14 protein-coding genes are annotated in these 13024 nt (G+C 71.0%); 6 read left to right on the top strand and 8 right to left on the bottom strand.

Going from position 1 to position 13024, the window contains the following annotated elements; translation table 11 throughout:
• Positions 1-765 (bottom strand): Clp protease N-terminal domain-containing protein (locus Apa02nite_RS49220; RefSeq protein ID WP_275412924.1); only part of this gene is annotated, 765 nt, incomplete at its 3' end.
• Between the two features lie 209 nt (positions 766-974).
• Between Apa02nite_RS49220 and Apa02nite_RS49225 the strand changes: the two genes are divergently transcribed.
• Entirely contained in the window at positions 975-1841 is an 867-nt protein-coding gene (locus Apa02nite_RS49225) for a hypothetical protein (protein WP_203831324.1), read from the top strand.
• A gap of 45 nt (positions 1842-1886) precedes the next feature.
• Here Apa02nite_RS49225 and Apa02nite_RS49230 read toward each other — a convergent pair whose 3' ends face one another.
• Genes Apa02nite_RS49230 through Apa02nite_RS49250 form a run of 5 tightly spaced genes read right to left on the bottom strand, consistent with a single transcriptional unit; the run spans position 1887 to position 7833 of the window.
• Positions 1887-2777, bottom strand: coding sequence for a hypothetical protein (locus Apa02nite_RS49230; protein WP_203831325.1), 891 nt, complete (start codon positions 2775-2777; stop codon positions 1887-1889).
• Complete coding sequence (locus Apa02nite_RS49235; RefSeq protein WP_203831326.1) at positions 2774-4381, bottom strand: tetratricopeptide repeat-containing diguanylate cyclase; 1608 nt, start codon at positions 4379-4381, stop codon at positions 2774-2776. Before Apa02nite_RS49235 ends, Apa02nite_RS49230 begins: the two co-directional genes overlap by 4 nt.
• Before the next feature lie 49 nt (positions 4382-4430).
• A complete protein-coding gene (locus tag Apa02nite_RS49240) occupies positions 4431-4991 on the bottom strand; it encodes a PadR family transcriptional regulator (RefSeq protein WP_203831327.1) in 561 nt (186 codons plus the stop codon).
• Positions 4982-5794: a crotonase/enoyl-CoA hydratase family protein gene (locus tag Apa02nite_RS49245; protein WP_203831328.1), complete on the bottom strand. Its 813-nt coding sequence runs from the start codon at positions 5792-5794 to the stop codon at positions 4982-4984. The genes Apa02nite_RS49240 and Apa02nite_RS49245 overlap by 10 nt, the downstream gene beginning before the upstream one ends.
• A gap of 29 nt (positions 5795-5823) precedes the next feature.
• The gene (locus Apa02nite_RS49250; protein WP_203831329.1) at positions 5824-7833 is read right to left on the bottom strand and encodes an NADPH-dependent 2,4-dienoyl-CoA reductase; all 2010 of its coding nucleotides are present in this window, start codon (positions 7831-7833) and stop codon (positions 5824-5826) included.
• Positions 7834-7992: 159 nt separating this feature from the next.
• Here Apa02nite_RS49250 and Apa02nite_RS49255 point away from each other — a divergent pair, with 159 nt between their 5' ends.
• From Apa02nite_RS49255 to Apa02nite_RS49270, 4 genes are all read left to right on the top strand, one after another.
• The gene (locus Apa02nite_RS49255) at positions 7993-8910 is read left to right on the top strand and encodes an ABC transporter ATP-binding protein/permease (protein WP_203831330.1); all 918 of its coding nucleotides are present in this window, start codon (positions 7993-7995) and stop codon (positions 8908-8910) included.
• On the top strand, positions 8907-9668 hold the full coding sequence (locus Apa02nite_RS49260; protein WP_203831331.1) for an ABC transporter permease: 762 nt from the start codon (positions 8907-8909) through the stop codon (positions 9666-9668). The genes Apa02nite_RS49255 and Apa02nite_RS49260 overlap by 4 nt, the downstream gene beginning before the upstream one ends.
• Before the next feature lie 246 nt (positions 9669-9914).
• The gene (locus Apa02nite_RS49265) at positions 9915-10418 is read left to right on the top strand and encodes an RNA polymerase sigma factor (RefSeq protein ID WP_203831332.1); all 504 of its coding nucleotides are present in this window, start codon (positions 9915-9917) and stop codon (positions 10416-10418) included.
• Position 10419: 1 nt separating this feature from the next.
• A complete protein-coding gene (locus tag Apa02nite_RS49270; RefSeq protein ID WP_203831333.1) occupies positions 10420-11076 on the top strand; it encodes a hypothetical protein in 657 nt (218 codons plus the stop codon).
• A 42-nt stretch (positions 11077-11118) separates the two neighbouring features.
• Here Apa02nite_RS49270 and Apa02nite_RS49275 read toward each other — a convergent pair whose 3' ends face one another.
• Both Apa02nite_RS49275 and Apa02nite_RS49280 read right to left on the bottom strand, forming a co-directional pair.
• Positions 11119-11691, bottom strand: a complete 573-nt coding sequence (locus tag Apa02nite_RS49275; RefSeq protein WP_203831334.1) for a hypothetical protein — start codon at positions 11689-11691, stop codon at positions 11119-11121.
• 11 nt (positions 11692-11702) lie between these two features.
• Complete coding sequence (locus Apa02nite_RS49280; RefSeq protein WP_203831335.1) at positions 11703-12239, bottom strand: zinc metalloprotease; 537 nt, start codon at positions 12237-12239, stop codon at positions 11703-11705.
• A 354-nt stretch (positions 12240-12593) separates the two neighbouring features.
• Here Apa02nite_RS49280 and Apa02nite_RS49285 point away from each other — a divergent pair, with 354 nt between their 5' ends.
• A complete protein-coding gene (locus tag Apa02nite_RS49285) occupies positions 12594-12983 on the top strand; it encodes a DUF3592 domain-containing protein (protein ID WP_203831336.1) in 390 nt (129 codons plus the stop codon).
• Positions 12984-13024: the final 41 nt, after the last annotated feature.

A 13024-nucleotide genomic window follows, 5' to 3' on the forward strand; every position in this document is an offset into this window, starting at 1 on the left:
CCGCGAGCCGGCCACCAGGGCGCCCATGTCGAGGCTGTAGACGTGCTTGTCCTTCAGCGTCTCCGGGACGTCGCCGCTGACGATGGCCTGGGCGAGGCCCTCCACCGCCGCGGTCTTGCCGACACCGGGTTCGCCGACCAGCACCGGGTTGTTCTTCCGGCGGCGGGACAGCACCTGCATGACCCGCTCGATTTCCTTCTCCCGGCCGATGACCGGGTCGAGCTTGCCGTCCCGGGCGTCCTGGGTGAGGTTGCGGCCGAACTGGTCGAGCAGTGCGGAGCTGGCCGGTGCGGCCTCTCCGGCCGGGGCGGCGGCCGGCTCCTTGCCGACGTGCCCCGAGATCAGCTGGAGCACCTGCTGGCGGACCCGGCCCAGGTCGGCGCCGAGCTTCACCAGGACCTGGGCGGCGACGCCCTCGTTCTCCCGGATCAGGCCGAGCAGGATGTGTTCGGTGCCGATGTAGTCGTGGCCGAGCTGCAGGGCCTCGCGCAGCGAGAGCTCCAGCACCTTCTTGGCCCGCGGCGTGAACGGGATGTGCCCGCTCGGCGCCTGCTGACCCTGGCCGATGATCTCCTCGACCTGCTGACGGACGCCCTCGAGGGAGATGCCCAGACTCTCCAGGGCCTTGGCGGCGACGCCCTCACCCTCGTGGATCAGGCCGAGCAGGATGTGCTCTGTCCCGATGTAGTTGTGGTTGAGCATCCGGGCCTCTTCCTGGGCCAGGACGACAACTCGGCGGGCACGGTCGGTGAACCGTTCGAACACGTCACTCACGTCCTCGCAGCAAAGCCCCACGCACCCCGCCCAAGGCAACGCGCGCGGACGCACGGAAACGGACCGGAACTGCGTGCGCTGAGTCGAAGCCTCTTGGCGTTGCCGCGCGACCCGCGTGGGGAGCCGCGCAACGCTCGTGCAGGCGCGCTGCCCTTCGAGCGTACAACGGATCAGACCTAGGATGGGTGAGGGAGGCAACGATGACCGGAGAGCACAGCCGACGAGCCGCACCCGACCGCGCCCGCAAACGGGCCGTCCGGGCCCTGGCGGCTGAGCTCGGCGTGGCCTATTCGGTCGCTGCCCGCCTGCTCGCAGCCCAAGTGCCCGCTCCGGTGGGCCGCCGGCACGAGGCCCGTTTCCCGGTCGGTGGCGACGAGCACCGGGCCTGGATGTTCGCTGCCCGCGAACACCGCACGTTCCACGCCCGGGTGAGTGACACCCGGTTGGCCGCCGAGCTTCCGCTCGGCCGGGCCGCGCACCTGGTCCGGCGGTTCCCGCCGCTGCGCGAGGCCGACGGGCACGGTCCGCTGTATGCCGGCGAGGGCCGCGAGACCACGATCGCCATGTTGTACGCGGTCCTGATGCACGAGTCACCGGCCCTGCTGCCCCAGCCCGACGAGCTCGCCTGGGCCGCCGAGCTCGGCGAGGAGGCGGCCGTGGACATCTCCTGTGCCGGGCTCGACCGGGCCGCCCGCCAGTTGCTCGAGCAGGACGGGTGGCGGCTGTGGGCCCGCGTGGAGGCCGCTCTCACCGCCGGGGAGGGAAACGCCGACCGGCAGGTCCGCGACGCCGCGATCACCCTCGGCGGGGAGTTGCGCTCCCGGAGCCTGCGCGGTTCGCTCGACGGCGCCCGGCACATCCTCGACGCGCTGCTGGTCGAGCCGTACGACGGGCAGCCACCGGGCTCCCGGGTGCACGTCGCCGGCCGATGCGGCACGGTGGTCGGCGTCGACTGGGCGGCGTCCGGCGCGCCGGTCAGCTACCAGGTCCGCCTCGACGACGAAACGGCACCGAGCGTCGTCCCGGCCTCCGCCTCCACCCTCGGCCCGGAGCCCGTCGCCACCTGACCCCGGCTGGCCCTCAGGGGTCCCTCCGGGCCCCCGAGACACCCCTCACGACCAGCCCGCGTCCTGGGCCGGCTCGACGCCCAGGGCGGTGAGGAAGGCGGCCACCTCCGGCCCGTCCGGCATCGGGAAGGCCAGCAGGGTCGCCCCGGCGGCGTGCAGGGTCACCGTCGACACACCCCGGTACCGGTGGTGCGGCTCCAGCTCGTAGCCGCTGATCCGCAGCCGGGGCAGCACGGTCAGCGCGAGCGAGTGGTCGTCCCCGCCCCGGGAGAACCAGTCGCGCCGGTGGATCACCTGGAGTTCCCGGTCGTCGGCCAGCACGATCGAGGCGTGCAGCGTCGCGGGCCAGAGCCGCTGCCGGACCAGCACCGGCGTGACCGGCCGCCGGTACACCGCGCTGTAGAGACGCATCCCCGGCTCCCGGGCCACCGTCCGGCGGTACGCGGTGACCAGCGCCCCGTCCTGCACCCCCAGGTACGCCTCCGGGTGTGACCCGGCCACCACCGGCGCCGGCCCGAACGGCAGGTAGGTCTCCCGCAGCACCAGGACCAGGTCCTCGACCAGCTCCTGCGACGCGCCGTTGTAGGTGATCACGACCGGCCCGGACTCCGCGGTGTGCAGGATCAGCCGGCCGTCGAGCATCCGGGTGCTGTGCTCGATCGCGACGATCCGGTCCAGGGGCAGCCGGACGGTGCCGTACCCGTCGCCGTGCCGGGTCAGCACGGTCAGCGTCTCCGGTTCGACCGCGATCAACTGGTCGTACAGGTGCATGTCGGGCGTCGCGTGGCGGCGGTCGATGTTGCGGGGCACCTTGAGCACCAGACGGCACGCGGCGGGGTTGATGCCGCTGTCCCGGTAGAGCCGGGGCAGGTCGGACGCGGCACGCACCCGATGGATCCAGGGTCCGAAGGTCTCGAACTCCGGAGAACTGATCATGGGGAACGATAACCGGCCGCCACCGCGGGGCCGGTCACCCGGTCCCGGCCGTCCGCTTTCGATCGGTAGAGCAGGGCGTCCGCCTCGCGCAGCAGGTCCGTCTCGGTGTCGTGGCCGTCGCGGAAGCTGCTGACCCCGACGCTCGCGGTGACCGGTACGGCCCCGGTGACCGGCCGCCAGTCGTGCTCCCGGATCGACTGGCACAGCGCCCGCATCCGGGTCATCGCCTCGTCCTCGCCGGTGCCCGGCATGACCAGCAGGAACTCCTCCCCGCCGAGCCGGGCGGCGAACGAGCCGGCCAGGGTCTGCGCGCGGGCGTCGAGCAGCTCGGCGACCCGCTGCAGCACCTGGTCGCCGGCCTCGTGCGAGCACGTGTCGTTGATCCGTTTGAAGTGGTCGAGGTCGACGACGGCCAGCGAGAGCGAGGTGCCGCTCTCGGCGGCCCGGCAAAACAGCAGCGGCAGCTCGGCGTCGACGAAGCGCCGGTTGTAGAGGCCGGTGAGCGGATCCCGCAGCGACAACTCGCGGGCCTGCTCCCCCAGCCGGCGGGCCTCACCGGTCTCGTACATCGCCTGCAGCACCCGGGCCCGGGCGTCCCGCTGCACCGTGTTCAGCTGCATCGACGCGGCGTAGAAATCCTTGTACGCGGCGAGTGCCTCCTCGAACCGCCCACCGGCCGCCAGCACCTCCGCCTGTTCCCGTTGCGCCTCGACGTCGACGGAGACCAGTCCCCGGTCGGCACACAGTTGCCGACACCGGCGCAGAGCCGTCTCCGCCCGTTCCAGATCACCGGCCGCCCGGTAGGCGGCGGCCAGCGTCACCAGGCAGGCGGCGCCCGAGTCGACCTCGTCGTACCGTTCGCTGTCCGCCTTGCGGACGATCGGCAGCAGGATCTCGATCGCCTCGGCCGCGCGGCCGGTGGACAGCCTGATTCTGGCGATCGTCTCCCGGATCGCCTCGTCGATCACCAGGTCGTGCCGGGTGGCGTGTGCCAGAATCCGGGTCACCGTCTGGGCGGACGCCGCGACGTCACCGCTCTGCAGCTCGGTGAAGGCGACGTTGTTCAGCAGCCTGAGGTGCGCCAGCGGCTCCGGGACCTCGGCGGACAGCCGTTCCGCGTCGGCGTAGCGCTCTCGCGCGGCCGCGAAGTCACCCATGTCGCCGTACGCGTTGGCCAGCGCCATCATGCACCGGAACCGCAGCATGATCGAGGCGGCCGGCACCAGCACGTCGACCGACTCCATCGCGAGCACCGCGTGCTCCAGCGCCGCGGCGTAGTCGCCGACCTGGCCGAAGAAGAGCGACAGGCGCAGGCTGCTCAGCACGAGCACCCGGGGGTCCTGGTGGGTGACCGCCCAGGTGTGCACGTCGTGCAGGATGCGGGCCGCGGCCGGCACGTCACCCATCCGGCCGAGCAGGTCGGCCTCGACCAGCCGGGTCCGATGGCACAGGTCGTCCCGGCCCAGCAGCTGCGCCTGGACCACGAGTCCGCGTACCTGGTCGAGCACCTGACTCGGGTCAAGGCTGAGACGCGGCCGTTCCTCGATGGCTTCCAGCTCCGCCTCGAGGTCACGTTCCGCGGCCCCGGCCCGGAGAGTCTGCACCTGCGACACCATGGCGGTTACTTCGACCGGAACACCGGGTCCTTGAGACTTACCGGGCGGGGAAGCGGCGATCCAGCACCCTGAGCGCCAGCTCACCCCAGGCGATGTTCTCCCGCTCGAAGCTGATCCCCCGGTGCAGGGTCAGGTACGGCCCGAGCCGGTTGCCGGTGGCCAGGAACTCCTCGTGGCTGCGGCTGCCCAGGATCTCGGCGAGCGACCGCTCGTAGGTCGCCAGCCGCTGCCGGCTCTGCTCCAGGTGCGAGACGATCGAGCCGCGGACGCTCGGCACGTCGGCGTGCGCCAGCGCCTCGACCTGCACCAGCAGCTCGTCGCGGACCGTTGTCGGCTTCGGCGGCTGGGTGGTGAACGCGCGCAGCGCCGCCCGCCCGGCGTCGGTGACCGAGAAGATCCGCTTGTCCGGGCGCTTGTCCTGGTGGACCACCCGGGCGGCGAGCAGCCCCTCGGACTCCATCTTCTCGAGTTCGCGGTAGAGCTGCTGCGGCGTGGCGGTCCAGAAGTTGGCGACCGAGACCCGGAACCGTTTGGCGAGGTCGTACCCGGAGGATTCCCGGTCGATCAGCGCCGCCAGCACGGCGTTCCTCAGTGCCACGGACGGATCCTACGGGCCCGCGGGCCGAAGACCGGGGACTCCTTCTTCAGGACGGCGCGGCGCAGCGCCGCGGTGTTCGGCAGGCGCAGCAGCCGGATCTGCTCCCAGCGTTCCCGGGCGAACGTGCGCCGGGCGCTGCCGGTCTGCGCCCTGTCGATCAGGCGCTTGGCGGCGGCGAGGGCGTCCGGCGACTTGGGCAGCAGGCTCTCGGCGAACGCGGTCGCGGCCTTGATCGGGTCGTCGTGCAGCTCGGTGACCAGGCCGAGGCGGTCGGCGTCGGCGCCGCTGAACTGCTCGGCGGTCATCGTCAGCTTCTTGGCCACGTCGATGCCGACCACCTCGGTGAGGCTGCGCATGCCGGTCATGTCCGGGATGATGCCCCACTTGCCCTCCATCACCGACCACTTCGAGTCGGGGGTGGCGAACCGCAGGTCGGCGGCGAGGGCGATCTGCACGCCGCCGCCGTAGCAGTGGCCGTGCACCGCGGCGATCACCGGGACCGGGATCCGCCGCCACGCCCAGCAGGCCTCCTGGAACACGTTGGTGCCGCGCCACGGCGCCGGGACGAACGCCCGCACGATCCGGCCCGGGCTGCGCATCGTGCCGGCGATGTCGAGCCCGGCGGTGAACGACGCGCCCTCCCCGGCGATCACCACGGCGCGTACGGTGCGGTCCTTGCGCAGCTGCCGGGCGACCGCGATCAGCTCGTAGAGGGTGTCCAGGACCAGCGCGTTCAGCTTGTCCGGACGGTTCAGCCGCACCTGCGCGATGCCGTTGTCCACCTGGACGGTCACATATCTCACGGTCTTCTCCACGTTCTTGACAGCGCTTCTCACAGCCGGGCGGCGAGTTCGGTGGCCTGCTTGATGGCCCGCTTGGCGTCCAATTCGGCGGCCACGTCGGCGCCACCGATGACGTGCACCCGGACGCCGCGTTCCTCGAGGGGCGCGACCAGCTCCCGTACCGAAATCTGTCCTGCGGCCAGCACCACGGTGTCCACCGCGAGTGTCCGGCGGACCTCGCCCACCGCGATGTGCAGGCCCTCGTCGTCGATCCGCAGGTACTCGACGCCGCGCAACATCTGCACGCCGTCGTCCTTCAGCGTCGCGCGGTGCACCCACCCGGTGGTCTTGCCCAGGCCCTTGCCGAGCCCGGTGTCCTTGCGTTGCAGCAGGTGGACCTCGCGGCGGGCCGGGGTCTTGACCTTGGTGGCCAGGCCGCCGCGCGACGTCGCCGGGTCGGTGACGCCCCAGCGGAGCATCCAGTCCTCGGCGGACTCGTCCGAGTCGTGCAGCAGGAACTCGCCGACGTCGAAGCCGATCCCGCCGGCCCCGATGATCGCGACCCGGTCACCGGCCGGCGCACCGTCGATGAGCTGCTGGTAGGTGAGCACCTTCGGGTGGTCGACCCCGGGGATGGCCGGGATCCGGGGGCTCACCCCGGTGGCGAGGACCACCTCGTCGAAGCCGGCCAGGTCGTCGACGCCGGCCCGCGTGCCGAGGTGCAGGGTGACACCGCGGATCTCGATCATGTGGCGGTAGTAGTCGAGGGTGCGGGCGAACTCCTCCTTGCCCGGGATCCGCGCGGCCAGCCGGAACTGACCACCGATCGTGTCACCGGCCTCGAAGAGATCAACTTTGTGGCCACGCCCGGCCAGCTCGACCGCCGCGGCCAGGCCCGCCGGTCCAGCGCCGACAACCGCAAACCTTTTCACGGTACGGGTGGGAAGCAGCACGAGTTCCGTCTCGAACCCGGCGCGCGGATTGAGCATGCAGGTGGCCCGCTGATTGCCGAACGTGTGGTCGAGACAGGCCTGGTTGCAGGCGATGCACGTGATGATCTCGCGTTCCCGCCCCTGCGCGGCCTTGCCCACCCACTCGGCGTCGGCCAGCAGCGGCCGGGCCATCGACACCAGGTCGGCGTCCCCGGCGGCGAGGATCTGCTCGGCGCTCTCCGGCCGGTTGATCCGGTTGGACGCGATGACCGGGATCGACACCTCGTCGCGCAGCTTCCGGGTGACCCAGGTGAAGGCGCCGGCCGGCACCGAGGTGACGATGGTCGGCACCCGCGCCTCGTGCCAGCCGATCCCGGTGTTGAACAGCGACACCCCGGCGGTCTGCAGCTCGCGGGCCAGCTCGACGGTCTCGTCCCAGGACTGCGCGTTGTCGACCAGGTCGAGCAGGCTGATCCGGTACTGCACGATGAAGTCGTCGCCGACCAGGTCCCGGGTGCGCCGGACCACCTCGATCGGGAACCGCATCCGGGCCGCCGGCGAGCCGCCCCACGCGTCGGTGCGGTCGTTGGTCCGCGCGGCCAGGAACTGGTTGATCAGGTAGCCCTCGGAGCCCATGATCTCGACGCCGTCGTACCCGGCCCGCTTCGCGAGCTGCGCGGCCCGGGCGAAGCTGGACACGGTCCGGTCGACCTGCCGGGTCGACATGGCGCGCGGGCGGAACGGGGTGATCGGCGACTTCTTGCTCGACGCGCCCAGGCTGAACGGGTGGTACGAGTACCGCCCGGCGTGCAGCACCTGCAGCAGGATCTTGCCGTCGTGCTCGTGCACCGCGTCGGTCACCACCCGGTGCGCGCCGGCGTGCCGCCCGGTGGCCATCGTGCTGCCGAACGGGGACAGCCAGCCGCGCCAGGTGGGCGCGTACCCGCCGGTGACCATCAGGCCGACGCCGCCCTTGGCCCGCTCGGCGAAGAACGCGGCGAGTTTGGGCAGGTCACGCTCGCGGTCTTCGAGCTTGGTGTGCATCGAGCCCATCACCACGCGGTTCCGCAGCACAGTGTGGCCGAGGTCCAGCGGGCTCAGCAGCGTCGGGAAGCGAGTCGCCGTCATGGGCGTCACCGTACAACGAGTTGCATAGTAAAGAAAGTGACTATGCCGAGCTTCGCCAGGCCCCTCCCCTACCGAATCCCCTCAGGACAAGAAGTTCGATATTTCCAGTGTTTGGTTATCTTCTTGCGCGTCTAAGTTCAGAACTAATAGCGTGCGGTCGTGGATGACGCAGCGGCCCTGGTTCGGGCGCGGGGACTGACCAAGACCTACGACGGGCCGCCGCCCTACACCGCGGTCGCCGGCATCAACTTCGAGGTGCGGCGGGGTGAGGCGTTCGGGTTCCTCGGGCCGAACGGGGCCGGGAAGTCCACCACCATGCGGATGATCGGGTGCGTCTCGCCGCGCTCCGGCGGTGAACTGGAGATCCTCGGCCGGGACGCGGCCACCGCGCGCAAGGCGATCAAGGCGCGGATCGGGTCGGTGCCGCAGGACGACACCCTGGACACCGAGCTGACCGTCGAGGAGAACATCCTGATCTACGGGCGGTACTTCGGGCTGCCCCGGGCGCTGATCCGGGAGCGGACCGACCGGCTGCTCGAGTTCGCCCGGCTCACCGACAAGCGGGCCAGCCGCGTACAAGAACTCTCCGGCGGCATGCGGCGGCGCTTGACCATCGCACGGTCTCTGGTCAACGAGCCGGATCTGGTCCTGCTCGACGAGCCGACCACCGCGTTCCGGGCGCTGACCGATGCCGGCGCGATCCTGCTGGTCCTGGTCACCTTCGGCGCGGTCACCCCGGGCGACGCGCCGCGGGCCCTGGCCGGCGCCGTGCTCACCGCGCTGGCGTTCGCCGCTCCGCTCTCCGCGTACGCCGTGACCGCCGAGCGACCCGCCCAGCTCACCGCGGTCTTCCGCTTCGTGATCATGCCGCTCTACATGTTCTCCGGCACGTTCTTCCCCACCGGGCAGCTGCCGGGCTGGTTGCAGAAGGTGGTCTGGTTCAGCCCGCTCTGGCACGGCACCGAGCTGTGCCGCGGCACCGGCCGGGCCGCGATCCACCTGACCGTCCTGCTCGCGCTGACCGCCGCCGGTTACCTGGCCGCCCGGCGCGCCTACACCCGGAGGCTGACCGCGTGACCGCCGCCGTGCTCATCGAGCGCAACCTGATGATCTACAAGCACACCTGGTACGTGCTGCTCGCCGAGATCTTCGAGCCGATCCTGTACCTGCTCTCGATCGGGGTCGGCATCGGCGTGCTGGTCGGCACGGTCACCGACGTGCCGGGCGGCGACCCGGTCCGCTACGCCGCCTACGTCGCGCCCGCCCTGCTCGCCACCGCGGCCATGAACGGCGCGATGAACGAGACCACGTACCTGATGTTCGGCAAGCTCAAGGCGGATCGTACGTACGAATCGATGCTCGCCACCCCGCTCACCGAGCGGGACGTCGCGCTCGGCGAGATCGGCTGGGCCGTGCTGCGCGGCACTCTCGTGAGCCTCGCCTTCCTCGCGGTGATCACCGCGCTGGGTCTGGTCCGCTCGCCGTGGGCGCTGCTGGTGGTCCCGGGTGCCGCGCTCATCGCGTTCGCGTTCGCCACCGCCGGCGTCGTGGTCGTCACCCTGCTGCGCGACTGGCCCGACCTGCAGTACGTCCAGCTGGTCATGCTGCCGATGTTCCTGTTCGCCACCACGTTCTACCCGCTGTCGGTCTACCCCCGCCCGGTCCAGCTGGTGGTCCAGGCCCTGCCGCTCTACCAGGCCATCGAACTGCTCCGGAACCCCGCGCTGGGCATCCTGACCCCGAAGATCGCCGTCGCCGCGCTCTACCTCGCCACCATGGGCGCCGTCTGCCTCACGATCGCCGTCCGCCGCCTGGCCCGCACCCTGTCCCTTTAACCCCCATATTGTACGAATGACCAGCGCCCGTCCGTAGGCTACGAGCCGCGTCCCGCCCGTACCCTCGCCATGTCCGCCGCGGCGCGGACCGCAGCGCGCCCCCAGGTCCCGGCTGGCTCCCAGGGGTGTCTCCGCGTCGCGGAGACACCCCTGGGAAGCAGCTCGTCACCTCGCGCGAACGATCCCCCGGAGTTCTGCGTCTATGCACTGATGGACAACGGGAGGGGATTGCCGATGAGGCAGCCGGTGCACAGACCGCAGGCGGACGATCCGCCGTGGGGCGACGACGCCGGGCGGGTCCGGGCGGTGCTGAGCATGGGCGGCGTGCCGTGGCAGGACCTGGACGACGCGGTGCAACAGGTGCGGCTCAAGCTGCTGGAACAGTCCCCGGCCACCCCGATCGCGAACCCGGCCGCCTGGACGGCGGTGGTCGCGTCCCGGGTCGCGGTCGACTGGCACCGCGGGCGGCAGCGCCTCGAACGGCTCCGGCAACGACTCGTCGCGCTGCGCGCACCCGGTGTCGCCGAGACCATGCCGGACCGGGACCGCGATCTCGCCCTGGTGGTCGCCGGCGAACTCGACGAGCTGTCGCCGGATCAGCGGCAACTGCTGGTCCTGCGCTTCTACACCGACCTGACGGTCCCGCAGATCGCGGGCGTCCTCGGTGTCGCGCCCGGAACGGTGAAGAGCCGGCTGCACGTCGCGGTCGGTCAGATGCGGGCCCGGCTGGGCGCGAAGGGAGTGGTGTGAGATGTCGAACGACGACGCGCTGATGTACGCCATCACCGGGGAGCAGCCGACCGCGGCACTCGCCGGCACGCAGGAGCTGGCCGACGCGACCGCGACGGTGACCGCGCTGCGCCAGGGCCTGGCCGCGCTCGGCGCCGAGCTGTCCGCCGCCCCGGCGACCCCGCTCGCCCCGGTCGTGCCGTTGCGCCCGGCTCGGCGGCCGTGGGCGCAGCCGTGGCTGCTCGCCACCGCGGCCGGGTTCCTGGGCGTCGCCGCCCTGGCCGGCACGTACTTCTGGAACACCTCGCCGGACCCGGCGGACAGCTCCGGCAGCCGCAGTCTCCCGGGTGTGGTGGCCTGCGCCGAGACCATCGCGGTCGGCGACGTCACGGCGGTCAGCAAGCAGGGCGACCGGTTCACCGTGAGCCTCGGCGCGGTGCGCTACCTGAAGCCGGAGAACGGCCCGGCGTCCTTCTCCGCCGGCGACGCGCAGCTGCCGCTCGGCGGGGCGAGCACCGCGCCGGTCAAGGGCGAACGGGCCCTGCTCGTGGTGCACGACGCGGCCACGGGCGACGTCGACGTGTTCACCGGCGCGGACGTCGACTCGGAGCTGGCCTGGATGGAGAAGGCCCTGCCCGACTCGCGCACGATCGACCCCCAGGAGTGCGCGGGTGAGTGAGGTCCGGCGGCGCGATGCTCGGCACCGCGCCGCCGGACCGGCTCAGCCGACCTCGGCCTGGCGATACAGCGCGGCCGGGTCGGAGGCCTTCTCGACGTCCGACGGGTGCACGGTGTCCTGCGACTTCGGCGAGGTCACGGCACTGGTCCAGCGGCTCACCGCGGGGTCCGTGGCACCACCGGGCACCTCGACCGGGGTGAAGTTCGACGGCAGCACGTGCCAGCCGTCCGGACCGGAGAGCCGGGTGGCGAACAGGTACGTCTTGCCCGGCTCCAGCGCCGTGGCGCCGTCGAACACCACCCGCTCGCGGCTGACCGGGTCGTCACCGCCCTCCTGCACCACCCGGATGTCGCCGCCGGCCTTGCCCTGCAGCGTCGACGTCACCGTCACCCGGAAGGGGGTGTAGAGCAGACCATCGGCATCCCGCTCGGCCGATTCCTGGGAGTCGACCGCGGCGATGAACACGTCGTCGGCCCACCCCGCCGCCAATTCCGGCGTGTCCAGATCGACGGCATAAGTGGCGTGCACGACGCTCGTCTCATAGGGGACGGTGAACCATGCCCCGACAGCGACAGCAGCCGCCACGACACCGATTGCTGACAATTTCTTCGCCATTGACATAATCGTCACCCCCAGATGCTGTGGTACTTGTTGACGTCCGCCGTCTGCGGACCGGTCACATTCCGGTTGTCGGAGCAGTGCATCAGCGCATTGCGGTTGTCGAAATGGCCGAGTCGCAACGCGTGCCCCAGCTCGTGACTGATGACGCCACGCACCTCGGGATAGGTGTAGCCAGCCAGGAAATGACCGTTCAGATAGATGTCGTCCTGGCCGGCCGAGGCCTCCCAGCGACCGGACCAGGTGACAGTGCTCTTGTTGACGTCACTGACGTGCAGGTCGTTGATCGTGGAGCCGGTGTCCGCCGCGATCTTGACCCGCCCCAGCGGGTTCCACTGGTCCCTGGCCTGGAAGAACTCCCGGCTGTACCGGGTCGACTGGGTGTACCGGATCTCGTGGTCGTCGACCGACCCGCTCTTCAGCCCCTCGTTGGAGCAGCCGTCGATCGCGAGGGCCTGCGTGGCCGGGACGACGATGCCGGCGGCCGCCAGGCCGAGCACGGCCAGCACCTTTCCGATCCGTTTTTGGGCGCGCGGAAATGTCATTTCTGTTCTCCTCTGCTCGAGGTCGTCCAAGGGGAAATAATGGGAGCAAGGAAACGCCACGACGGGCGCTGATGAAAAACGGCGCATTCCGTTTGATGAGATGTCTCTGCGGCAACCCCCGAAGCCGTCGACTGACTCTCGCCGCAAGTACAGGAGGCGACACCCATCAATCCTCTCAATGGGAACGCGAAGATAGCACAACCATCCCGCCGAACGCTGTACCCTGATTCTTGCCCACCTGGCAGGAATGGTGTCGATAAGCTGCTCACCGGCGCTTTCCACCGACCGGTTCCGGAACCACATTCATCGGCCCCGCGGGTCGACGGCGGGACTCCGGTGGCCGAGGATGGCCAGATGGCGGTCGCGGCGATCCTGATGGTCTTCGGTGTGTTCGTGCTCTACCGCGGCGTGCGGTCAGCACTGTCCCTGCGCGCGCTGCGGCGCGAGGGCAGCCACGTGACCGGGACGGTGACCGGCCATCAGCGGCGCGGCAGCGGCGCCCGGTCGGCGATCGTCACGTACGTCGACGAGCACGGCGCGGACCGTCAGATCACCAGCCCGCTGTCGTCATCGTGGCCGATCGGCGCGGGCAAGGCGGTGACGGTGCGATACCGGCCCGGCGACCCGGACAGCAGCCGTATCGACGACCGCATGGAGAACCTCGGCCACCTCGTCCTCACCGCCGCCGTCGGGATCGGCTTCCCGGTCGCCGGCGCGGTCCTGGCCGTCAAGGGCCACTGGTGACGCACCGGATTTCTTGTCGGGGGGTGCGGCTAGCGTCCCGG

This window comes from Actinoplanes palleronii (assembly GCF_016862315.1).
Classification (GTDB): Bacteria; Actinomycetota; Actinomycetes; order Mycobacteriales; family Micromonosporaceae; genus Actinoplanes; species Actinoplanes palleronii.

Excerpts from the sequence above, each read along its gene's own strand:
- Apa02nite_RS49225 (WP_203831324.1), top strand. The coding sequence starts at position 975 with ATGACCGGAGAGCACAGCCGACGAGCCGCACCCGACCGCGCCCGCAAA.
- Apa02nite_RS49230 (WP_203831325.1), bottom strand. The coding sequence starts at position 2,777 with ATGATCAGTTCTCCGGAGTTCGAGACCTTCGGACCCTGGATCCATCGG.
- Apa02nite_RS49250 (WP_203831329.1), bottom strand. The coding sequence starts at position 7,833 with ATGACGGCGACTCGCTTCCCGACGCTGCTGAGCCCGCTGGACCTCGGC.
- Apa02nite_RS49270 (WP_203831333.1), top strand. The coding sequence starts at position 10,420 with ATGTCGAACGACGACGCGCTGATGTACGCCATCACCGGGGAGCAGCCG.
- Apa02nite_RS49275 (WP_203831334.1), bottom strand. The coding sequence starts at position 11,691 with ATGGCGAAGAAATTGTCAGCAATCGGTGTCGTGGCGGCTGCTGTCGCT.
- Apa02nite_RS49280 (WP_203831335.1), bottom strand. The coding sequence starts at position 12,239 with ATGACATTTCCGCGCGCCCAAAAACGGATCGGAAAGGTGCTGGCCGTG.
- Apa02nite_RS49285 (WP_203831336.1), top strand. The coding sequence starts at position 12,594 with ATGGCGGTCGCGGCGATCCTGATGGTCTTCGGTGTGTTCGTGCTCTAC.